This window comes from Aeromonas sp. S41-2, assembly GCF_027705845.1.
Classification (GTDB): domain Bacteria; phylum Pseudomonadota; class Gammaproteobacteria; order Enterobacterales; family Aeromonadaceae; genus Aeromonas; species Aeromonas hydrophila.
The window spans coordinates 69107-91230 of the sequence record NZ_JAPDCG010000011.1; the positions used below are offsets into that span (position 1 = coordinate 69107).

At 61.9% G+C, this 22124-nt stretch carries 23 protein-coding genes; 7 read left to right on the plus strand and 16 right to left on the minus strand.

Translation table 11 applies throughout. The features are described from left to right. Nucleotides 1–55 precede the first annotated feature (55 nt). Complete coding sequence (gene ast / locus OKC44_RS19470) at nucleotides 56–1966, plus strand: thermostable cytotonic enterotoxin Ast (RefSeq protein WP_270814636.1); 1911 nt, start codon at nucleotides 56–58, stop codon at nucleotides 1964–1966. A gap of 84 nt (nucleotides 1967–2050) precedes the next feature. Here ast and pdxJ read toward each other — a convergent pair whose 3' ends face one another. The 10 genes from pdxJ to rpoE all read right to left on the minus strand — a co-directional run bounded on the left by pdxJ (nucleotide 2051) and on the right by rpoE (nucleotide 10882). Further along, nucleotides 2051–2788, minus strand: coding sequence for a pyridoxine 5'-phosphate synthase (gene pdxJ, locus OKC44_RS19475; protein ID WP_016349522.1), 738 nt, complete (start codon nucleotides 2786–2788; stop codon nucleotides 2051–2053). Between the two features lie 162 nt (nucleotides 2789–2950). Continuing rightward, nucleotides 2951–3658 (minus strand): DNA repair protein RecO, encoded by a 708-nt coding sequence (gene recO, locus OKC44_RS19480; RefSeq protein WP_039214654.1) that lies wholly within the window; start codon nucleotides 3656–3658, stop codon nucleotides 2951–2953. Then, complete coding sequence (gene era / locus OKC44_RS19485) at nucleotides 3659–4558, minus strand: GTPase Era (protein WP_011704750.1); 900 nt, start codon at nucleotides 4556–4558, stop codon at nucleotides 3659–3661. Between the two features lie 61 nt (nucleotides 4559–4619). Further along, entirely contained in the window at nucleotides 4620–5291 is a 672-nt protein-coding gene (gene rnc / locus OKC44_RS19490; protein WP_011704749.1) for a ribonuclease III, read from the minus strand. Beyond that, complete coding sequence (gene lepB, locus OKC44_RS19495) at nucleotides 5292–6215, minus strand: signal peptidase I (RefSeq protein WP_011704748.1); 924 nt, start codon at nucleotides 6213–6215, stop codon at nucleotides 5292–5294. A gap of 3 nt (nucleotides 6216–6218) precedes the next feature. Continuing rightward, nucleotides 6219–8012: a translation elongation factor 4 gene (gene lepA / locus OKC44_RS19500; protein ID WP_016349519.1), complete on the minus strand. Its 1794-nt coding sequence runs from the start codon at nucleotides 8010–8012 to the stop codon at nucleotides 6219–6221. A 120-nt stretch (nucleotides 8013–8132) separates the two neighbouring features. Continuing rightward, nucleotides 8133–8594 carry a SoxR reducing system RseC family protein gene (locus OKC44_RS19505; protein ID WP_011704746.1) on the minus strand — a complete coding sequence of 154 codons (462 nt, stop codon included), beginning with the start codon at nucleotides 8592–8594 and terminating at the stop codon, nucleotides 8133–8135. A 93-nt stretch (nucleotides 8595–8687) separates the two neighbouring features. Next, complete coding sequence (locus tag OKC44_RS19510) at nucleotides 8688–9668, minus strand: MucB/RseB C-terminal domain-containing protein (protein WP_016349517.1); 981 nt, start codon at nucleotides 9666–9668, stop codon at nucleotides 8688–8690. A gap of 19 nt (nucleotides 9669–9687) precedes the next feature. Then, complete coding sequence (locus tag OKC44_RS19515; RefSeq protein WP_029305152.1) at nucleotides 9688–10278, minus strand: RseA family anti-sigma factor; 591 nt, start codon at nucleotides 10276–10278, stop codon at nucleotides 9688–9690. 22 nt (nucleotides 10279–10300) lie between these two features. Further along, complete coding sequence (rpoE, locus tag OKC44_RS19520) at nucleotides 10301–10882, minus strand: RNA polymerase sigma factor RpoE (protein ID WP_005309371.1); 582 nt, start codon at nucleotides 10880–10882, stop codon at nucleotides 10301–10303. A 182-nt stretch (nucleotides 10883–11064) separates the two neighbouring features. On the opposite strand from rpoE, the gene nadB reads away from it, so the two are divergent. Next, nucleotides 11065–12672 (plus strand): L-aspartate oxidase, encoded by a 1608-nt coding sequence (gene nadB, locus OKC44_RS19525; RefSeq protein ID WP_139703178.1) that lies wholly within the window; start codon nucleotides 11065–11067, stop codon nucleotides 12670–12672. Nucleotides 12673–12895: 223 nt separating this feature from the next. Here the strand turns inward: nadB and OKC44_RS19530 are convergent, their stop codons facing one another. Further along, nucleotides 12896–13273: a protein YgfX gene (locus tag OKC44_RS19530; protein WP_270814642.1), complete on the minus strand. Its 378-nt coding sequence runs from the start codon at nucleotides 13271–13273 to the stop codon at nucleotides 12896–12898. A gap of 19 nt (nucleotides 13274–13292) precedes the next feature. After that, nucleotides 13293–13562, minus strand: coding sequence for an FAD assembly factor SdhE (locus OKC44_RS19535; RefSeq protein WP_011704741.1), 270 nt, complete (start codon nucleotides 13560–13562; stop codon nucleotides 13293–13295). A 113-nt stretch (nucleotides 13563–13675) separates the two neighbouring features. On the opposite strand from OKC44_RS19535, the gene ygfZ reads away from it, so the two are divergent. Next, nucleotides 13676–14581 carry a tRNA-modifying protein YgfZ gene (gene ygfZ, locus OKC44_RS19540; RefSeq protein WP_270814644.1) on the plus strand — a complete coding sequence of 302 codons (906 nt, stop codon included), beginning with the start codon at nucleotides 13676–13678 and terminating at the stop codon, nucleotides 14579–14581. 13 nt (nucleotides 14582–14594) lie between these two features. Here ygfZ and OKC44_RS19545 read toward each other — a convergent pair whose 3' ends face one another. Next, the gene (locus OKC44_RS19545; protein ID WP_011704739.1) at nucleotides 14595–15473 is read right to left on the minus strand and encodes a LysR family transcriptional regulator; all 879 of its coding nucleotides are present in this window, start codon (nucleotides 15471–15473) and stop codon (nucleotides 14595–14597) included. 124 nt (nucleotides 15474–15597) lie between these two features. Between OKC44_RS19545 and OKC44_RS19550 the strand changes: the two genes are divergently transcribed. Next, nucleotides 15598–16035, plus strand: a complete 438-nt coding sequence (locus OKC44_RS19550) for a PACE efflux transporter (RefSeq protein ID WP_011704738.1) — start codon at nucleotides 15598–15600, stop codon at nucleotides 16033–16035. A gap of 95 nt (nucleotides 16036–16130) precedes the next feature. On the opposite strand, the gene OKC44_RS19555 is transcribed toward OKC44_RS19550, so the two are convergent. Continuing rightward, the gene (locus OKC44_RS19555) at nucleotides 16131–16472 is read right to left on the minus strand and encodes a hypothetical protein (protein ID WP_029302400.1); all 342 of its coding nucleotides are present in this window, start codon (nucleotides 16470–16472) and stop codon (nucleotides 16131–16133) included. Nucleotides 16473–16665: 193 nt separating this feature from the next. Between OKC44_RS19555 and cutA the strand changes: the two genes are divergently transcribed. From cutA to OKC44_RS19570, 3 genes are all read left to right on the plus strand, one after another. Further along, nucleotides 16666–16983, plus strand: coding sequence for a divalent-cation tolerance protein CutA (gene cutA, locus OKC44_RS19560; RefSeq protein ID WP_039214661.1), 318 nt, complete (start codon nucleotides 16666–16668; stop codon nucleotides 16981–16983). After that, entirely contained in the window at nucleotides 16980–18752 is a 1773-nt protein-coding gene (locus OKC44_RS19565) for a protein-disulfide reductase DsbD (RefSeq protein ID WP_270814649.1), read from the plus strand. Before cutA ends, OKC44_RS19565 begins: the two co-directional genes overlap by 4 nt. A gap of 123 nt (nucleotides 18753–18875) precedes the next feature. Continuing rightward, nucleotides 18876–19289 carry a hypothetical protein gene (locus tag OKC44_RS19570; RefSeq protein WP_270814651.1) on the plus strand — a complete coding sequence of 138 codons (414 nt, stop codon included), beginning with the start codon at nucleotides 18876–18878 and terminating at the stop codon, nucleotides 19287–19289. 180 nt (nucleotides 19290–19469) lie between these two features. Here the strand turns inward: OKC44_RS19570 and OKC44_RS19575 are convergent, their stop codons facing one another. Next, complete coding sequence (locus tag OKC44_RS19575; RefSeq protein WP_270814653.1) at nucleotides 19470–20774, minus strand: NAD(P)/FAD-dependent oxidoreductase; 1305 nt, start codon at nucleotides 20772–20774, stop codon at nucleotides 19470–19472. Nucleotides 20775–20994: 220 nt separating this feature from the next. After that, nucleotides 20995–22074, minus strand: a complete 1080-nt coding sequence (fbaA, locus tag OKC44_RS19580) for a class II fructose-bisphosphate aldolase (protein ID WP_011704732.1) — start codon at nucleotides 22072–22074, stop codon at nucleotides 20995–20997. Nucleotides 22075–22124: the final 50 nt, after the last annotated feature.

Consider the following 22124-nt stretch of genomic DNA (forward strand, 5'->3'; position numbering starts at 1 on the left):
ACAGGCGAGGTTCTGCCGACTCACACCTCACTCACATCAACACGTGGAGACAACCATGCACGCACGTACCGCCATGACGCTGCTGCTCATGCTGACCCCCTTCGCCCAGGCCGAAACCCTGTCGCTGGAGGGTGACCAGTACCGTATCAAGGTCGAAACCGATGCCGGCAAGTTCCGGGAGCTGACCTTCACCAATACCGCCAACGGCGATCTCATTCGCTCTGACAACCTGTTCGACATCAAGGGGACGGATGATCGGCTGACCCCCTCCGCCGATTTCAAGGTCACCGCATTCACCAAGAGCGGTGACCGGATCGAGATGGCGTTGGAAAATGCCGACTTCGTGGTCAAGAGCGCTATCCGGCTGGGCCGGGACAAGCGCTACGCCAGCATCGACTTTGCCCTCGACACCCTCAAGAACGGCAAAAAGATCAACGGCTTCTCCATGCTTCCCTTCCACTCCCAGGCGCCGTTTGTCTATGGCGCCATCAACAGCTCGCCCATCGTCAGCGACAGCTTCTTCATTACCCCCCAGAATCCGCTGGTCAATACCCGGGCCTACGAGGGTGGTGTCAGCCAGCTGATCCCGCTCAAGCTGCCGCTCGCCGAGGGCAAGCCGCTCAGCTACCGCACCTATGTCGGCACCTTTGGCGAGGGTCAGCTAAGGCGCGACTTCAACCGCTTCCTCAACGAGGCCCGCGATCGCCCCTACGCTCCTTATCTGCATTACAACTCCTGGCTCGACATCGGCTTCTTCAATCCCTACACGGAGGCCGAGGCACTCAAGCGCATCGATCAGTTCGGCGAGGCGCTGATCAGCCGGCGCGGCGTACCCATGAACGGCTTTCTGTTTGACGACGGCTGGGACGATCGACTGGGCAACTGGGGTTTCAGCAAGGATTTCCCCAACGGCTTCAGCAAACTCAAGCGCGCGGCCGAACGCTACCATGCCCAGCTCGGGATCTGGCTCTCCCCCTGGGGTGGCTACAACAAGCCAAGGGATGAGCGGGTCTCCCATGCCGCCGAGTTCGGCTATGAGCTGAGCGATGGCAAGTTCGCCCTCTCCGGTCCGGTCTACTACCAGAACTTCCACCAGAAGGTGATGTCCCTCATCAAGGATCAGGGGGTCAGCCACTTCAAGTTCGACGGGACCGGCAATGCGGACAAGCTGATCGAGGGGAGCCGCTTCACCAGTGACTTCGATGCCGCCATCCACCTGATTGCGGATGCGCGAGCCGCCAATCCGAAGGTGTTCATCAACCTGACCACCGGCACCACCGCCTCCCCCGCCTGGCTGTTCTTTGCCGACTCCATCTGGCGCGGCGGCGATGACATCAACTTCTACGGACCCGGCTCCAGGGTACAACAGTGGATCACCTACCGGGATGCCGAAACCTATCGCTCCATCGTCAAGAACGGCCCCCTGTTCCCGCTCAACTCCCTGATGCTGCACGGGCTGGTCTATGCCAAACAGGCCAAGCATCTGGATCGGCAGTCACCGCAGGACTTCGCCGATCAGGCCTGGAGCTACTTCGCCACCGGCACCCAGTTGCAGGAGATCTATCTCACGCCGGAACTGTTGAGCGGCCAGGACTGGGACCTGCTGGCCAAGGCGGCGCTCTGGTCGCAGCAGAACCAGGCCGTGCTGTTCGACAGCCACTGGATCGGCGGCGACCCCACCCTGCTGGCGGTGTATGGCTGGGCGGCCTGGAGTCCGAGCCGCGCCTTCATCACCCTGCGCAACCCCTCCAGTAAGCCGCAGACATTCCTGCTGGAGCCTCAACGCCAGCTGGAGATCCCGTCAGGCGAGGCCACCCGCTTCACGGTGCAGCCCCGCTACGGCAGCAATGCCAGCGTACCGGCCACCCTCGATGCCCCCCGCCTCATCACCCTGGCGCCGCTGCAGCTGATCACCCTGGAGCTGACCCCGGCGGGAACCAAACCCGCGGCTGCGAAAAAGTCCTGACCCAGACCAAGTTTGACCTGACAAAAAGGGACGCCGCGGCGTCCCTTTTTCTTCGTGCCGCGGGGCCCAGCCCCTGCCGACAGTTCAGATCCCCTGACGGGCTTCCTGCATCAGCAGGCGCATGTCGCTGACCGCCTTGGCCAGGCCGTCGAAGGCGGCGCGGCCGATGATGGCGTGGCCGATGTTGAGCTCATAGAGCTCGGGGATGGCGGCAATGGCCTTGACGTTGTGGTAGTGCAGGCCGTGGCCGGCATTGACCTTCAAGCCCTTGCCGGCGGCGTAGGAGGCGCCGGCGGCGATGCGCTTGAACTCGGCGTTGCGCTCGGCATCGGTGGTGGCATCGGCGTAACGACCGGTGTGGATCTCGATGAAGGGAGCACCGCTCTCGGCGGCAGCATCGATCTGCAGCGGATCCGCATCGATGAAGAGGGATACCTGAGCACCGACAGCCGCAAGACGGGCCACCGCGTCAGTCACCTTGTCCAGCTGACCGGCCACGTCCAGACCCCCCTCGGTGGTCACCTCGGTGCGCTTCTCCGGTACCAGGCAGACGAAGTGGGGCTGAATGCGGCAGGCGATGCCGATCATCTCTTCGGTCACCGCCATCTCCAGGTTCATTCTGGTCTGGATGGTCTGGCGCAGGATCTCCACGTCGCGGTCGGTGATGTGACGGCGATCTTCGCGCAGGTGCACAGTGATGCCATCGGCACCGGCCTGCTCGGCCACGAAGGCGGCCTGTACCGGATCCGGGTACTGGGTGCCGCGGGCGTTGCGCAGGGTGGCGATGTGATCGATGTTCACACCCAGATAGATTTCACTCATTGAGGACTCCTTGAAACTCTTCGCTGTTAACTGTGCAACTGCCGCCTTGGCGTCAGCGCCGATATCCATATGTCACGTGTGTGGCAGCTCGTAGGTTCGATTAGCGCAGCGTAATCGGACCTAGGTAACATTCTTGCCGTGTCGGGTAACGCCGCAGGGCGGTTAACCCAAGCTATTACGGCGTTTTAAAAACAGCTCCCGGCTCTTCAACTGGCGCCGCCCCAGATAGGGCTGCAGCGCCAGCCGGCTGAAACGCTTGGCCGCCTGCAGCAGGGGCGGACTGTCGAAGCGCCCCTCGGCAAAGGCCAGCAGGTGCGCGCCGAGAAACAGGGTACGGGGATCCGGCGCCCGCTCGCAAGCGACAAAGCCCAATTCACGCTCGAAGCCGTACAGCAGCTCGGGCTGGATCGGCGACTCGTCGTCGGCGGCATATTCGAAGTCCACCGCGTAGCCGAGCGCCTGCAGCAGCAGGAATTCGAAGCGGCGCAGGGGCAGCTCCGGTGTCTCGCCGTCGGCCAGCGCCATGATGGCACGGGCATAGGCGTCAAACACTTCCGGGAACGGGGTGTGGGCTTCCAGCAGGTAGTAGACCAGCTCGTTGAGATAGAGGCCGTAGAAGAGGCGATCGCCGCCGAGCCGCAAGGAGTGATCCGGGCACTCGACCTGGGTGAGATTCTTGAGATCGCCCTTGCCACGCCAGGCGATGGTGAGCAGGGTAAAGGGTTGCAACAGCCCCTTCAGAGGCGAGCGTGGCCCGCGAGAACCGCGAGCCACCAGAGTAAAACGGCCACTATCTTGGGTGAAAACCTCGACCAGCTGGCTGGTCTCCCGATAGGGCCGACTGTGGATGACGAAAGCCGGGGTCAGCAATCAGTCGTCACCGTAGCCGAGACTGCGCAGGGCACGCTCGTCGTCAGCCCAACCGGATTTGACCTTGACCCACAGCTCCAGGTGCACCTTGTTCTGGAACAGCCGCTCCATGTCGAGGCGCGCCTCGGTGCCTATGGTCTTGATCTTCTCGCCCTTGTTGCCGATGACCATCTTCTTCTGGCCATCGCGCTCCACCAGAATGAGGCCATGGATATGGTAAAGACCGTTCTCTTCCACCTTGAAGCGCTCGATCTCCACCGTCACCGAGTAGGGCAGCTCCTCACCGGTGAAGCGCATCAGCTTCTCGCGGATGATCTCGGAGGCCATGAAGCGGGAGGAGCGGTCGGTCACGTAGTCTTCCGGGAAGAAGTGGACGTTCTCCGGCAGCAGATCCTTGGCCCACTCGCGGATCTTCTCCACGTTGGTGCCCTTCTCGGCACTGATGGGCAGGATGTGGGCGAAGTTCATCTGCTGACCCAGCCACTCGAGGTGCGGCAGCAGATCCTCTTTCTCTTTGACGTTGTCGATCTTGTTGACCGCCAGCACCACAGGGCACTTGAGGTGGCGCAGCTTGCCCAGCACCATCTCGTCGTCCTTGGTCCAATGGGTACCATCGACCATGAACACCACCATGGCCACGTCCCCCAGCGAACTGGTGGCGGCGCGGTTCATCAGGCGGTTGATGGCCCGTTTCTCTTCGATGTGCAGACCCGGCGTGTCGACATAGATGGTCTGGTAGTTCTCCTCGGTGTCGATCCCCAGAATCCGGTGACGGGTGGTCTGGGGCTTCTTCGAGGTGATGCTGACCTTCTGGCCAAGCAGCTTGTTGAGCAGGGTGGACTTGCCCACGTTGGGGCGGCCCACGATGGCGACAAAGCCGCAATAAGTGGTATCTGTCATGCCAGTGTTTCCAATGCCTGTTGTGTCAAAAGACCGCGCCTTGTTGAATGGGTAGTATCTGTCATGACAGTTTTTCCAATGCTTGCTGCGCAGCGGCCTGTTCGGCCTTGCGACGGCTGGTGCCGACCCCGACCAGCGGACCATCCAGGCCTTCCACGTCACACTGGACGGTGAATTCCTGGTTGTGGGCTTCGCCCTTGACGTTGGTCACTGTGTAGGTCGGCAGGGATTTGCGGCTTCCCTGCAGAATTTCTTGCAGACGGGTCTTGGGATCCTTCTGCTCTATGCCTGGCTTGATCTCGTCCAGGCGGCTGGCATACCAGCCCAGCAGCAGCGTCCGTACCGTCTCAAGATTGGTATCCAGATAGACGGCACCGATCACCGCCTCGACCGTGTCGGCCAGAATCGATTCACGGCGAAAACCGCCGCTTTTCAGCTCGCCCGGCCCGAGGATCAGGTGATCCCCGAGGTCAAACTCCCGGCCCAGTTCGGCCAGGGTCTTCTCGCGCACCAGGGTGGCGCGCATGCGGCTGAGATCCCCTTCCGCCGCCTGCGGGAAGCGGTGGAAGAGATCATCGGCAATCACCAGACTCAAAATGGAGTCACCCAGGAATTCCAGTCGCTCGTTGTGACGGGAACCGGCGCTGCGGTGAGTCAGCGCCCGGGTCAGCAGTTCTTGATCCTGAAAGACATGCCCGAGACGGGACTGCAGTCTGTTCATCTTGATATTCATTTACTTGATTCCGCCAATGCGGTTGAAGCGCACCCCTGTCGGTACCCAGCCTGGCAGCAGGGAGCCTTCTTCGCGCTCGAATTCAAAACTTATCCAGATAGCGACCGCCTTGCCGACCAGGTTCTGCTCGGGCACGAAGCCCCAGAAACGACTGTCGGTACTGTTGTCACGGTTGTCACCCATCACGAAGTACTGGCCTTCCGGCACTACCCATTCGTCTGGGTAGGTACCGGGCTGGCGGTAGTAACGGCCGACCATATCGGGCATCAGCGGGTTGCGCAGGGTCTCGTGAGACACCTCGCCCAGCTGCTCGGTATAGCGGTCAAGCGGGATCCCCATCTGGGTAAATTCACCCCTTTGTTCAAACTTGACGTCGAGCTTCTGGAAGCCCGGGCACGTTTTCCCTTCCTGCTCATCGCACTTGGGCCGGATCATCAGCTCCTTGTTGCGATAGATGACCCGATCCCCCGGCATGCCGACTACGCGCTTGATGTAGTCCACCCGGGTATCCAGCGGATACTTGAACACCACCACGTCGCCGCGTTTGGGCTCACCGGTCTCGAGGAACTTGGTGTTGGTCACCGGATCCTTGAGGCCATAGGCAAACTTCTCCACCAGGATGAAGTCGCCCACCAGCAGGGTGGGCATCATGGAGCCCGACGGGATCTGGAACGGTTCAAAGATGAACGAACGCAGGATCAGCACGAGCGTGATGACCGGGAATACCCCGGCGGTCTGTTCGATCCAGACCGGCACCGGCGCCACCTTGGCCAGGGTTTTCTCGTCCAGATGGGCGCCGCCGTGGGCACGGGCCACGGCAATCTTGGCGGCCCGCTGCTTGGACCAGATCATCTTGTCCAGACACCAGATAACACCGGTGATCGCGCAGACCACCACCAGGATCAGGGAAAACGTGCTTGCCATCTATTAGTCCTTTCCGACGTGGAGAATTGCGAGGAAAGCTTCCTGCGGCACGTCGACACGGCCCAGAGACTTCATCCGCTTCTTACCTTCTTTCTGCTTGTTCAGCAGCTTCTTCTTCCGGCTCACGTCACCGCCGTAACACTTGGCGGTCACGTCCTTGCGCAGCGCCTTGACGGTACTGCGGGCGATGATCTGGTTGCCGATGGCAGCCTGGATGGCGATATCGAACATCTGGCGCGGGATCAGCTCGCGCATCTTCTCCACCACCTGGCGACCGCGGTACTGGGCGTTCTCCTTGTGGGTGATGATGGCCAGGGCGTCGACCCGCTCGCCGTTGATCATGATGTCCAGACGGACCATGTCGGAGGTCTCGAAGCGCTTGAAGCCGTAGTCCAGCGAGGCATAGCCGCGGCTGGTGGACTTCAGGCGGTCGAAGAAGTCGAGCACCACTTCCGCCATCGGGATCTCGTAGGTCAGTGCCACCTGCTTGCCGTGGTAGACCATGTTGGTCTGCACGCCGCGCTTCTCGATACAGAGGGTGATCACGTTGCCCATGTACTCCTGCGGCAGCAGGATGTGACACTCGGCGATCGGCTCGCGCATCTCCTTGATGCTGGTGATGGCGGGCATCTGGGCCGGGCTGTCGATGTGGATGGTGGTACCGTCGGTCAGCTCGATCTCGTAGACCACGGTCGGCGCCGTGGTGATGAGATCCAGATCGTATTCACGCTCCAGCCGCTCCTGGATGATCTCCATGTGCAGCATGCCGAGGAAACCGCAACGGAAGCCGAAGCCCAGCGCGGTGGAGCTCTCCGGTTCGAAGAACAGGGAGGCATCGTTCAGGGAGAGCTTGTCGAGGGCGTCGCGGAACGACTCGTAGTCATCGCTGGAGATGGGGAACAGGCCCGCATACACCTGCGGCTTCACCTTCTTGAAGCCAGCCAGCGCCTTCTCGGCACCGTTCTTGGCCTGGGTCAGGGTATCGCCCACCGGCGCGCCGTGGATGTCCTTGATACCGCAGACAACCCAACCTACCTCGCCGCAACCCAGCCCCATGGTGTCCACCTGCTTGGGCGTGAAGATACCGATACGATCGACACCCCACACCTGACCGGTGCTCATCACCTTGATCTTGTCGTTCTTCTTGAGAGAACCGTTCTTGATCCGCACCAGCGACACGACGCCCAGATAGGAGTCGAACCAGGAGTCGATGATCAGCGCCTGCAGCGGCGCATCCGGATCACCTTCCGGCGCCGGGATCCGGGCCACGATCTCTTCCAGCACCAGGTCAACACCCAGGCCGGTCTTGGCGGAGCAGCGCACCGCATCAACCGCATCGATGCCGACGATGTCTTCGATCTCTTCGGCAACCCGCTCCGGCTCGGCGGCCGGCAGGTCGATCTTGTTCAGCACTGGCACCACTTCCAGATCCATTTCCATGGCGGTATAGCAGTTGGCCAGAGTCTGTGCCTCAACCCCCTGGCCGGCATCCACCACCAGCAGCGCCCCTTCACAGGCCGCCAACGAGCGGGAGACCTCGTAGGAGAAATCCACGTGGCCAGGGGTGTCGATAAAGTTCAGCTGGTAGGTGTTACCGTCTTGTGCCTGGTAGTTCAGGGTCACACTCTGTGCTTTGATGGTAATGCCGCGCTCGCGCTCCAGGTCCATGGAGTCAAGCACCTGAGCCTGCATCTCGCGGTCGGACAGGCCGCCACAAGTCTGGATCAGACGGTCCGACAGGGTCGATTTACCGTGGTCGATGTGCGCAATAATCGAAAAGTTACGAATGTGTTTCATCGAGCAAGAATCACTCAAAATTAGGTTAGGGCCGGATATGGAGGCAGGATTTTACTGGATAACCCGGTCGACGGCCAATCTTTAGTCGACGAAGCACCAGAAATACAGGCCTGGACAGTGTCAGGAGAGGTGGCGGGTGGGCAGGACCACACCCAGCATGCGGGGACCATAAGCCCCCTGATCGAGCCGGTTGGAAAAGTAACGAACCAGTGAAAATCCGATAAGGCCGCCCAGCAGGCAACTGAGGATGGTGACCCCCTCCCCGGCTGACAGCAAGGGAGCCAGCCAGAGTTGCCCCAGCAGGGCTCCCGCCAGCAGACAGAACAGCGGCAGCACGTAGACCAGCGCCGCCCCCTGCAGAATGCTCGCCTGGGGGATGCCGAGCCTCACTTGCTGGCCGACGCTCACCTCGATGGTGAGTGCCACCCGCAGCCGCTGCGCCTGCAACGGAAACGCCTTGGCTACCGTGCCGGTACCGCAGTTGGACTGTTGATGACAACCGCTGCAAGCGGAGCGCCGTTCGCATTCCACCCAGGCATGTTGTCCATCAATGGCCACTACGGTTGCCAGCTCTTCGCTCATTCCACTCACAAGACGGTTCCACATTAACTAGACAGAGATTGACCCAATCTGAACATGACTGCCCGGATTGGGCAAGCAACAGTGCATCGGCGACTACTGGACGGTCTCGTTGCGGGCCAGCGGTTGCACCGACTCGGCGATGCGTTTGGCGGTGTCGGCCGGCACCTCACCCACCACAGTGATCTCGACCCCCACGTCATTGACATAGCTCACCAGCGAGGTGGCGCCCTGGCGGATCAACTGCTGGCGCACCGCCTGCTTGGGGTCGACCCGGGCAACGTAGACCGAGAGATCCACCAGCCCGTCGGAGAGCATCATGTAATCCACCGGCAGGCTGGTGGTGACCAGCTGATGCCGATCCCGCGAGAGCACCTTGAACCCCTCCGGCAACCAGGTCAGGTGCCAGTTCAGCTGCTGCTGCGGCGCCGGGTAGGCATCTTCCAGTGCCAGTGCCTGAGGCAGCTTGCTGCCAGCCAGCTTCACCAGCCAGGGCGCCGGGGCAGGCAGCCTGTCCAGATCCACCCCCAGCACCTGTTCCACCAGATTGCCCTCCCGATCCACCATGTCCACCCGCACCAACAGGTGGCTCTGCTCGTCGATCCAGAGCACGAAGCCGTACTTGTCGGCCTCTTTGGGCACCAGCCGCACGACCTGAGCCACCAACCCGGCCGCCCGGCTGCGACCGGCCAGCACGGGGTCATAGCTCTCCAGCACCCGTGGCAGCGGCATCCTGACCAGGCTCGCCCATACGCCGGGGAAGCGGGCTCCCTTGAGGGTGTAGGGTTCGTGGGTATTTTCGAAGAAGGTGTACTCATCCTGGCGCTGCAGATACTCGATGGTCTTGCCATCGAGATAGCTGAGGTGAGCCACCTCCTTGCCATCGATCACGCCATGGCTGAAGCGGATGGGTTCGAGGCGCCCCTGCCGGGCCTTGACCATGGACAATTCAAAATTCTGTTGCGAGACGGCACTCTGCATCTGCTGCAACAAGGCCTCGGCCGACTTGTCGTCGGCCGAGGCCTTGGCACTGATCAGCAGGAGAGAGGCCAGCAAAATACGGCTGGACTGGCGCACGTTCTGATCCCTAAATCCGTTATTCCTGAATCTGCTTGTCTTGCAGCAGACGCTGTTGCAACTGGTGGTCACGCAGGAAAGCATTGATGCGCTCGCGCTGCTCCTGCATCTGCTGCTCGCTCAGCCCTTGCTGACGGGCAGTAGCCCGGTTGCCATCCTGCGGGTAGTGCACGCTCACCGGTGAGGCACTGCCACCAACGGGGATAGTGTTGAGTACTGGATTGGTCGGCAGACCATCCTGCCCCTGATACTGCTGCACCCCGAAGATGACGGCGGCAGCGACCGAGGCGGCGATGGCGTATTGCCCCACCTGCTGACCGGCACGGCGCAGAAACGGCACGACCTTGGCGGTCCCCGGCTGCGGTGAGGCGGGCTTGCTCTCCACCGGCTTGGGCGCCAGGATGGTGGGTTCATCTTCCAGCGCAGCCATGATGCTGTCGCTCAGATCCAGTTGCAGATTGACCGGCAGGTCCCCCCGCATGGCATCACCAATCAGGTGGTAACGAGACCAGGTGTCTTGCAGAGCCGGATCCGTTCCCAGCTCGTTCAGAACCTCAACATCGCTCAAGTCACCGTCCATCAGGGCCGAGAGTTGCTCTTTAGTTGCCATAAGTTAACCTGTCTTTCCCCAGTTAATTCTCGATCAGAGGTTGCAGCTTTTTATCGATTGCTTCCCTCGCCCGGAAGATGCGGGATCTCACCGTACCCACCGGACAATCCATGATTTCGGCAATCTCTTCGTAGCTCAGCCCTTCCAGTTCGCGAAGGGTGATAGCTGTCCTCAAGTCTTCCGGCAAAGCTTCTATGGCAGAAAACACGGTGCGCTTGATCTCGTCGGTCAGCGTCAGGTTTTCCGGGGTAGCCACCTCTTGCAAGGCTTCGCCACCGCCATAGTATTCTGCCTCTTCCGCCTCTACGTCACTGCTGGGCGGCCTGCGCCCTTGAGAGGTCAGATAATTTTTGGCCGTGTTCACGGCGATCCGGTACAACCAGGTGTAAAACGCGCTCTCGCCACGGAATGTCGGCAGCGCACGGTAGGCTTTGATGAATGCCTCCTGCGCCACATCCGGTACATCGCCCGGGTTGTTGACATACCTGGCCACCAGGTTGACCACCTTGTGCTGGTATTTTTTTACCAACAGGTTGAATGCATTTTTATCGCCACGCTGGACCCGTTCAACCAGCTGTTCGTCCAGTAGATTCTGGTCGCTCATCAGAGCCGTAAAACCCCCATCAGGTTATCGTTTTTCTTTTCCGGCCCTTCCTAAGCGCACAAGTTCAGACAGGAGGAATCAGGGAAAGTTCGCTTGCATTGAAAAAAATGTGACGCAGGCTGCATCACCACCCTCGCTTGGGCTACCATGGTGCCAGTTCTTAATCCAGGCCAATGATACTTATGAAAGCAAGTGTTGAATACCTTTGCGACGTACTGATCATTGGCAGCGGTGCCGCCGGTTTGTCTCTCGCGTTGCGATTGGCAGACCAGGCCAAAGTCCTGGTTCTGAGCAAGGGGCCCATCAGTGAAGGGGCCACTTTCTATGCGCAAGGAGGCATCGCTGCCGTGTTCGACGAGACCGACAGCATCGAATCCCACGTGAGCGACACGCTCAACGCCGGGGCCGGGTTGTGTGACCCGGCCGTGGTGGAGTTCACCGCCCGCAACGCCCGCGAGTCCATCCAGTGGCTGATCCAGCAGGGAGTCCCCTTCGATCAGGAGGAGGACGCCGAGGGCGAATCCCACTATCACTTGACCCGGGAAGGGGGCCACAGCCATCGCCGCATCTTCCACGCGGCGGATGCCACCGGCAAGGCGGTGCAGCTCACCCTGATCGATCAGGTGCGCGCTCACCCCAACATCCAGCTGATGGAGCGCTTCAACGCGGTCGACCTCATCACCACCCGCAAGCTGGGTCTGCCGGGCAACCGGGTGCTGGGCGCCTATGTCTGGAACCGCAACGCCGAGCAGGTCGAAGTGATCCGCGCCCGTTTCGTGGCACTGGCCACCGGCGGCGCCTCCAAGGTGTACCAGTACACCTCCAACCCGGACGTCAGCTCCGGTGACGGCATCGCCATGGCGTGGCGCGCCGGCTGCCGGGTGGCGAACCTGGAGTTCAACCAGTTCCACCCCACCAGCCTGTTCCACCCCGATGACCCCAACTTCCTGCTGACCGAAGCGCTGCGCGGCGAAGGGGCCTACCTGCGCCGTCCCGATGGCAGCCGCTTCATGCCGGAGTTTGACGAGCGGGCCGAACTGGCGCCACGGGACATCGTCGCCCGCGCCATCGACCACGAGATGAAGCGGCTCGGCGCCGACTGCATGTATCTGGACATCAGCCACAAGCCGGCCGACTTCATCATCAAGCACTTCCCGACCATTTATGAGCGCTGCCTCGCGGTCGGCATCGACATCACCAAGGAGGCGATGCCCATCGTCCCTGCCGCCCACTACACCTGCGGCGGCGTGATGATCGACAACAACGGCCAGACCGACATCCCCGGCCTCTACGCCATCGGCGAAGTGACCTACACCGGCCTGCACGGCGCCAACCGGATGGCCTCCAACTCCCTGCTCGAATGCGTGGTCTATGCCCATCAGGCGGGGGCCGACATCCTGGCCAAGCTGCCGATGAGCGTGGAGCCGCCCCGTCTGCCGGTGTGGGACGAGAGCAAGGTGGAAGATTCGGACGAACTGGTGGTGATCCAGCACAACTGGCACGAGCTGCGGCTGATGATGTGGGACTATGTGGGGATAGTGCGTACCAACAAACGCCTGGCCCGGGCCAAGCGCCGCATCGACCTGCTCAAGCAGGAGGTGCAGGAGTACTACGCCCACTTCCGGGTCTCCAACAACCTGCTGGAGCTGCGCAACCTGCTGCAGGTGGCCGAACTCATCGTCAACTGCGCCCTGCAACGCAAGGAGTCCCGCGGCCTGCACTACAACCTGGACTACCCGGACATGCAACCGGACTCCAAGCCGACCGTGCTGACGCCGGAGCGGGACTAACCCTTTCGTTCAGTAATGAGCCAGAGGGTCACGCGGCCTGCACTGCTGCAACCCGGACTACCCGGACATGCAACCGGACTCCAAGCCGACCGTGCTGACGCCGGACAAGGATTGATCCTGCCCGCCATGAACCAGCATTGCTGACGATGGATAGGGATTAATCGATCCGCATCCCCCAGATGACCTCGCTCCGGCGGGGTCATCTGTTTTATGGGGAAGAGAACTAGCGGGTCGGCTGGGAGAAGTGGATGGCGCGGGCCAGCGTGCGGTAATGGGCTGGCGCCAGCGCATCGCTGAACAGCCAGAGCCGGATGGCGGGACGCTCCGCCGCGACCAGTTGCAGCCAGAGCACCCCGGGCCAAATGCGGCTGCCGGTCCCCAGCTGGTAACGACGACCCTGCCAGGTGAGCCACTGCCCGTCCCACTCCAGCACACCGCTCATCCGGCTGGCGCCAAGCCAAGCGCGCCAAAACCCCAGCCCCCAGCAGGGCAGCAGCAGAGCCCACTGCCAGCCGTGGATCAGGGCGGCCAGCGGCCACAGGATCAGCAGAAACAGCGACAACAGCAGCAGGCGCTGCTGCCTGGAGGCGGTGACGGGCATCGACACCCGTACGGGCAGATCAGCGCTGGCGATCGTGGCGGGCCTGATTGCGCTCCAGGATCAGCGGGATCATGGCGGCAAACGCGGGATCTTCCGGCACGCCGTGGCCCATGCTCCAGCGGAACAGCTCCGGATCCTCGCACTCCAGCAGGCGGATGAAGGTTTGCTGCTCCGCCTCGCTCAGACCGTCGAACTCGTGTTCGAAGAAAGGCATAAAGATCACATCCAGCTCGAGCATGCCACGGCGGCAGGCCCACTTCAGGCGGGATTTTTCAATTGGGCTCAACATGGAACTCTCCTTACAAAGACCCGGCGATGGTAACAGCTGGATTTTCCGGCTGACAAACATTCCTTACGTCTTTACCATGCAGGTCACATACTTTCTGTCTCTGGAATGCCATCGTGAGCCTGCCAACCCTTCCCGCCGAGCCAACCCTGTTCCCTCTGACCGATCTGGCCATCACCAGCCTGAGCGGCCAGGATCGCGCCAAATACCTGCAGGGTCAGGTCACCTGTGACGTCAACGCCCTGCAGCCGGGCCAGCACACCCTGGGTGGTCACTGCGATCCCAAGGGCAAGCTGTGGAGCGATTTTCGCCTGCTCTGCCTGAGCGATCGTCTGCTGATGCTGACCAAGCCGTCTGTACTGGCCCGCCAGCTGCCCGAACTCAAGAAGTTCGCGATCTTTGCCAAGGTCGAGATCAGCGAAAATCACGGCCAGGCGGTCGGCGTGGCTGGTCAGGGGACCGATGGCTGGATCGCAGGACAATACGGCCTGCAGGAGAGCGGTCTCATCGAGGGTGGCATGGCGGTGCGAATCGAGGCCGATCGCTGGCTGCTGGTCAGCGAACAGCCGCTGGCGCTGACTCTGCCCAGCGGCCCCGAGTCACTCTGGTGGGGACTGGAGATCAAGGCCGGTATCCCCCATCTGGAGGCGGTTCATCAGGGTGAATACATCCCCCAGATGCTCAACCTGCAGGCGCTCGATGGCATCAGCTTCACCAAGGGCTGCTACATGGGGCAGGAGACGGTGGCCCGCGCCAAGTATCGTGGCGCCAACAACCGCGCCCTGTTCGTGCTGAGCGGCACCGCCACTACGCCGGTTGCCAGCGGCGACACCCTGGAGATCCAGCTCGGTGACAACTGGCGCCGCAGCGGCATGGTGCTCAACGCCTGGCAGCAGGATGGCGAGCTGTGGCTTACCGCCGTGCTGCCCAAGGACACCGAAGCCGACGCCCGTTTCCGGCTCAAGCAGGAGGAGGGCTCAAGCCTGAGCCTGCAACCCCTCCCCTATCAGCTGACCGAGTAAGCGAAGAGCCCTGCTAGCGCGCCCGCGCCAGCAGAGCCTCCTTCAACCAGCGCCCCGCCTGCCCGAGCGGGCGGGCGCGATGCCACTGCAGCTCCAGTGCCAGCTCCGGCTGGGTAATGAAGTCCGGCTTGAGCACCACCACCTCGCCCCGGGCCAGCGGCCGGTGCAGCAGAAAATCGGGCACCGCCGCCCAGCCCAGCCCCAGCTTGACCAGCTCCAGCACCCCCAGATCCCCCTCGACCCACCACACCTGCGCCGACAGGCGGAAGCGATGACGCTCCGTTCCTTCCCGCCGCCCCGTCACCATCAGCTGGCGCGCGCCCTGCAGATCGCTCTCCCGCAGCGGCGCCTTGTGGGCCAGCGGATGCTCGGGGGAGACCACCAGCGGCATGGGCACGCCCCCCAGCGAGCGGGCGACGATCTCCCGCTGCGGGTGCTCCTTCTGGTAGCTGATGCCGAGCTGGGCACGGCCGCTGGTCAGCATCTCGGTGAGATCCTCCATCAAGGGAAACAACAGCTCCAGCTCCACCGTCGGATAGCGGGTGGCGAACCCCTCCAGTACGGAGCCGAGCCAGGGCAGGTGGGAGTCATCGTCGATGGCCAGCGTCAGGCGCGACTCGACACCGGTGGCCAGCTCGCCGGCGATGGCCTGCAAGCGCTCGCTCTGGGCCAGCAAAATGCCGGCCTCCTGGCTGATGCGCACGCCCGCCTCGGTCAGCACCGGATAGCGGCCGCTGCGATCGAACAGCTCGAGCCCCAGATCTATCTCCAGATTGGCGATGGCGGTGCTGACCACCGACTGCGCCTTGCCCAGCTGGCGCGCCGCCGCCGAAAAGGAGCCCGCCTGTGCGGCGGCCAGCAATACCCTGAGTTGTTCCAGCGATGGATTCATCGTCCTGCTCCTGCAAATGCGGTCACCTATCTATTTTAGCGATGGATACCAACGTGAAACTATCAAAAAATAGGGATAGATTGCCAACCAGTCAGTCAACATACCTGTTTAAAGAGAGGAATTTATGCGTACCCGCAACGACCGTATCCGCCATGCCATCGGCTTTGAAGTGATAGGTCTGCTCATCGCAGCCCCCCTGGCCAGCTGGGTCACAGGTATCGAGCTCAGCCACATGGGGCCGCTGGCCATCCTGTTCTCGGTGCTGGCCACCGTCTGGAACTATGTCTACAACATCGGCTTCGACAAGCTGCTGCTCAAGTACCAGGGTCACCCGCACAAGACCTTGTGGCAGCGCGTGGTCCATGCGTTCGGCTTTGAAGGGGGCTTCATGGCGCTGACCCTGCCGGTGATCGCCTGGTGGCTGGATCTCGCCCTGCTGGCGGCACTGGCGCTCAACATCGGCTTCGTGACCTTCTATCTGGTCTACGCATTCATCTACAACTGGAGCTATGACAAGGTGTACCCGATCCCGGGCCAGTGGCAGCAGAACGCACTGGGTTGAACGACGGCAAAAAACGGCAGGAAAAACGAGGCACCATCATGCAAGGGGCATGATGGTGCTGGGGGAGGACAAGCCCGGCGGGCCTGCCGCGGCGTTCAGGCTTGTGCCTTCAGCTCTTCGGTCGGGGTCTCTGCCTCGGCCGACTCCTGCGTCAGCATGGCCTCGATGTCGCTCTGGTACTGGGTCAGCAGTCGCTGGGCGGCGACCATGTCACCCTTGTGCAGGCGCTCGAACAGATGGTGCTGCACCACGCCGTTGAGATACTCCACCGTGACCGGTTGCTCGAGGGTATCCAGCAACTCCTCTTTTTCCAGCTCGGCATTGATTTCATCGGCACTGGTACGCAGCAGACCGGCCAGTTGCACCAACATACGGCGCTCACCTTCGCGCAACAGGCTCAACATGCGGTTTCTCTGCTGCTCATTCTGTTGGGTCATACATTTCCTTACGTCGAATGGGAACAAGCCCGCTCATTCTGCCTTGTCGCTCTGACAGCGTCTATCTCATGCCCCCCACTTATTTTCATGTCGCAGCCGCAAAGTGCGCCAGATGCTATTTGACCCGTCGCTAGGTATAGTAGCCACTGGTTTACGGGCGCCGAGCCGCCCCGATCGGACGAGATATTTCACCATGACCGACACCATTCTGGTGCTTTGCACCTGCCCGGATGAGGCCAGTGCCGACCTCATCTGCGCACAACTGCTGAACCAGCGGCTGGCGGCCTGCATCAACCAGCTGCCCGGCCTCACCTCCGTCTATCGCTGGCAGGGCCAGATCGAACGGGCCACGGAGATCCAGCTCATCATCAAGTCGCACGCCGCCCTGTTCGAGCCGCTGCGCCAGTGCATTCTTGCTCATCACCCCTATGAGGTGCCGGAGATCCTGGCGCTGCCCACAAGCCAGGGCCATCAGCCCTATCTCGACTGGATAAAACAGGAAACCTCATGACACCGTCTCGCCTGCTCTTTCCCCTGCTGTTGCTCTGTGCCCTGCTGGCCGGCCTGGGCTCACTGCCGGCCCGCGCCAGCAGCACGGATCTGCTGAGTGCCCTCGGCATCGAGGCCAGCGCCCAGCCCAAATTTCTGAAAGTGGACGAGGCGTTCGTCCTCGAGAGCGAACAGCAGGGCAATCGGCTGCTGCTGCACCTGCGCATCGCCGACGACTACTACCTCTATCGCCACAGCTTCCGCTTCAAGGGGGAAAACCTCGCCTTCGAGGAGCCGGTGCTGCCCGCCGGCACCGCGCATGAAGATGACTTCTTCGGCAAGACCCAGGTCTATTACCGGGAGGTGCAGATCCCCGTCACCCTGACCGAGGCCGGCCAGCAGCCCAGCCTCAAGATCAGCTATCAAGGCTGCACCGACGGCCTCTGCTACCCCCCCACCGACAAGCTGATCAGCATCCAGCCGCTCACCGCCCAGCAGAGCGAGCAACCTGACCAGCCCACACCGGCCAGCAGCCAGCAGGATCAGCTGGCAGCCGCCCTCGGCAGCCAGGGCTTCTGGCTCAGCGTCGCCGCCTTTTTCGCACTCGGGCTCGGCCTCGCCTTCACCCCCTGCGTCTTCCCCATGTATCCCATCCTGACCGGGATCATCGCCGGGGCCGGCCATCACCTCTCCACCCGTCGCGCCTTCCTGCTCTCCTTCGTCTACGTGCAGGGGATGGCGGTCACCTACACCCTGCTCGGGTTGGTGGTGGCGTCGGCAGGCTTGAAATTCCAAGCCGCGTTGCAACACCCCTACGTGCTGATCGGCATCTCGGTGATGTTCGTGCTGCTGGCCCTCTCCATGTTCGGGCTCTACACCCTGCAGCTGCCGAGCAGCCTGCAGACCCGGCTGTCCGGCCTCTCCAACCGCCAGCAGGGCGGCTCCGTGCTCGGGGTCGGCATCATGGGGATGATCTCCGGCCTGGTCTGCTCCCCCTGCACCACGGCACCGCTCTCGGGAGCGCTGATCTACGTGGCCCAGAGCGGCGATCTCTGGCTCGGCGGCGCGGCCCTCTATGCCCTGTCGCTCGGCATGGGGCTGCCACTGCTGCTGCTCGGTACCTCGGGCGGCAAGCTGCTGCCCAAGGCGGGCGCCTGGATGGACGTGATCAAGCAGCTGTTCGGGTTTGCACTGCTGGCGGTGCCCATCCTGCTGCTCTCGAGGCTCTGGAGCGATCAGGTCACCACCCTGGCCTGGCTCGGCTGGGGGCTGCTGCTGTGCGGCTACCTCTATCATCACAACCAGCATCAGGGCCATTCGGTGGGGCGCAGCCTGCGCGGCTTCGTGCTGCTGCTGGCCATGATCAGCGCCGTGGTGGTGGGCAAGGATCTGCTGCTGCCACCCCAGGGTGCCAGCGCAGCCGCTCAGGCCGAGGCGCCAGCCTTCATTCGCATCAAGACGCTGGACGATCTCAAGACCCAGCTGGCCGCCGCCCGCGGCAAGCCGGTGCTGCTCGATCTTTATGCCGACTGGTGCGTGGCCTGCAAGGAGTTTGAACACAAGACCTTCAGCGACCCGGCCGTGCGCGAGCGGTTCAGCCAGATGGTGCTGCTGCAGGCGGACGTCACCGCCAACGACGATGCCGATGTGGAACTGCTCAATGGCCTCAACGTGCTGGGGCTGCCGACCCTCATCTTCTTCGATCGCACCGGCAACGAGGTAAGCGGCCAGCGGGTCACCGGCTTTATGGGGCCCACCGAATTTCTCGGTCAGCTGGACAAGCTGCGCTGAGGCCGGGTGGCCCGTGCAATCGTGCGGGCCCCGGTTTGACCGCCATTTTTCCGGCAATCCCTTGTATATGATCGACAGCGTGGCAATATTTGCGCTTTCCCGTCTCGTTCGTCCGGAGTTTTGATGAAAAAGTGGTTCATCCCCCTGCTGGCCCTCTGTCTGTATGGCTGTTACGCAGGTCCAGGTGAAGAGGCAATCCGGACTCAGGTCACCGCCAAACTGCAGGCAGACACCGACGCCAATCTGTTCGAGATCAGTGACTTCGCCATCCTGGACAAGGAAGAGCGCATGGAGGGGGTCTATCTGGTCAAGGTGAGCTACCTGCTCCACTTCAAACAGGGGATGGAACAGCTGCAGGTGCTGCACGACGAGGATCTGGTCTATGACAGGGTTGGTCCCTTCCAGCAGGAGATGGGGCTGATGGAGCTGGAGCGCAAATACGGCGAGTTCGAGGCGGGCCAGGTGCTGCCGCAGCAGGCCGAAGTGTGGATGATGAAAACCGAGCAGGGTTGGCGTCTGGCCGAGCCCGCGCACTGACGCTTAGCCAGCCAGAATACCCAGGCTGACTCAGGCCTGGGTATCCACCCTATCCTCTTGCTATCCGGCGTGCAGCCCATTCAACACACGGGATGGGCGGACGCTGATTGTTTGACTGCCCTCTCTATTCCTGCAAAAAGCTGCAGGATCAAGCCGGCTGGTATACCGACCCAGCGCCCCTTAGAACAGATCCTTGAAGCGGTACCAGAGCATGCCGAGCGCCAGTAATGGCGAGCGCAGCGCCGGGCCACCAGGGAAGGTCATGTGGGGCACGCTGCCAAACAGATCGAAACCCCGGCTCTCCCCCTTGATCGCCTCCGCCACCAGCTTGCCCGCCATGTGCGTGGCATTGAGACCGTGGCCGGAATAGGCCTGGGCATAGAAGACGTTGGGCTGCTCCGGCAGACGGCCAATCTGGGGCAACCGGTTGGCCCCGATGCCTATCATGCCGCCCCACTGGAATTCGATGGCGGTATCCACCAGCTCGGGAAACACCCGCAGCAGCTTGGGCAGCATGAAGGCCTTGATGTCGCGAGGATCCCGGCCCGAATAGTTGCAGGCACCGCCAAACAGCAGCCGGCCGTCGGCGGAGAGGCGGTAGTAGTCGAGCGCCACGTTCTGATCGCACACCGCCATGTTCTGCGGCAGCAGGCGCTGGCGCAGCCGCTTCTCCAGCACCTCGGTGGCGAGGATGTAGGAGCCCGCCGGCAGCACCTTGCCCCCCAGCTCGGGGTTGAGGTCGTTGAGATAGGCGTTGCAGCCGATCACCAGGTAGTCGGCGCTGACCCGGCCATGAGCGGTGGTGACCTGCAGCCGATCGCCATAGTCGATGTGCACCACTCTGGACTGCTCAAACAGGGCCACTCCCAGGCTGGCCGCCGCGCGCGCCTCACCCAGCGCCAGATTGAGAGGGTGCAGGTGGCCGGAGCCCATGTCGATCATGCCGCCGATGTAGCGATCCGAGCCCACCACACTGTGAATATCCTCCCGTGCCACCAGCTTCACCTCATGCCGGTAGCCGAGGCTCGCCAGGTGCGCCGCCTCCTCTGCAAACCCGGCCAGATGACGCTGACGGGTGGCGAGATCGCAGTAGCCCCAGCGCAGGTCGCAGTCGATGTTGAAGCGCTCGATCCGCTCGCGCACCAGCTCGACCGCCTCCAGCCCCATCAGATCCAGCTCGCGCACTCCCTCGTCACCAATCCAGCGGGCGAACTGGCTGGTGTCGTGACCAATACCGCGAATGAGCTGACCGCCATTGCGCCCGGAGGCGCCCCAGCCGATGCGGTTGGCCTCCAGCAATACCACCTTGTAGCCGGCTTCGGCCAGATTGATGGCGGTGTTGAGACCGCTGAAACCGCCGCCGATGATGCAGACCTCGGCATTCAGTTCGCCACTGAGCTCAGGCCACTGCTGATTGTCGTTGCGGGTAGCCGCGTAATAGGAGGCTATGTGCTCCTGATGGGGGTAGTGCTTTCCTGCCTGCATGCTCAGCATCCTGCCTTGATAGCGTTGCGTTTACTAAAATAAACGGCCTGTCATCGATAATACTCAGCCACCCGCCGCCAATCCAGCCCGCAGGGATCACAGAAATGCAAAAGGTGCCTCGAAAGACACCTTGTTCACGTCCGCTGGCGACCCCGCCATGCTGCAATGAAAAAGGCGCCCCGCAGGGCGCCTTTTCATGCAATCAAACTACCGTAACGAATTACAGTACGTCGATGGCGTTCAGGTCGGAGAAAGCCTTCTCCAGACGAGCGATCATGGTAGTCTGGCCGGCACGCAGCCATACACGCGGATCGTAGAACTTCTTGTTCGGCTTGTCAGCGCCTTCCGGGTTGCCCAGCTGACCTTGCAGGTAGGCTTCGTTCTTCTTGTAGAAGCCCAGAATGCCTTCCCAGGTCGCCCACTGGGTGTCGGTGTCAATGTTCATCTTCACCACGCCGTAGGAGATGGATTCGCGGATCTCTTCCAGAGTGGAACCTGAACCACCGTGGAATACGAAGTCCAGAGACTTGGCAGGGATGCCGAACTTCTCGGAAACGTACTTCTGGGAAGCGTCCAGGATGGACGGGGTCAGCTTGACGTTACCCGGCTTGTAAACACCGTGTACGTTGCCGAAGGAGGCAGCGATGGTGAAGCGCGGGCTGATCTTGGACAGACGCTCGTAGGCGTAGGCCACGTCTTCCGGTTGGGTGTACAGGGCGGACTGGTCCATGTGGCTGTTGTCGACGCCGTCTTCTTCGCCACCGGTGCAACCCAGTTCCAGCTCCAGAGTCATGTTCATCTTGGCCATGCGGGTCAGGTACTCGCAGCAGATGTCGATGTTCTCTTCCAGAGACTCTTCGGACAGATCCAGCATATGGGAGGAGAACAGCGGCTTGCCGGTTTCGGCAAAGTGCTTCTCGCCCGCGTCCAGCAGACCGTCGATCCACGGCAGCAGCTTCTTGGCGGCGTGGTCGGTGTGCAGGATGACCGGTACACCGTAGGCTTCGGCAACGGCGTGAACGTGCTTGGCACCGGAGATGGCACCGATGATGGCAGCTTGCTGGCCTTCCAGTTTCAGACCCTTACCGGCGGTGAACACGGCACCACCGTTGGAGAACTGAACGATAACCGGTGCTTTCACCTTGGCGGCAGCTTCCAGTACGGCGTTGACGGAGTCGGTACCGACGCAGTTGACGGCCGGCAGAGCGAAGCCGTTCTCTTTCGCGATGGCGAACACTTTCTGAACGTCATCACCAGTGATCACGCCGGGTTTTACGAAGTCGAAAATTTTCTTAGACATGTTTAATCGTCCTGTTCTCGTATGCCGTTAATAAAAAATGGGGGGTTCAT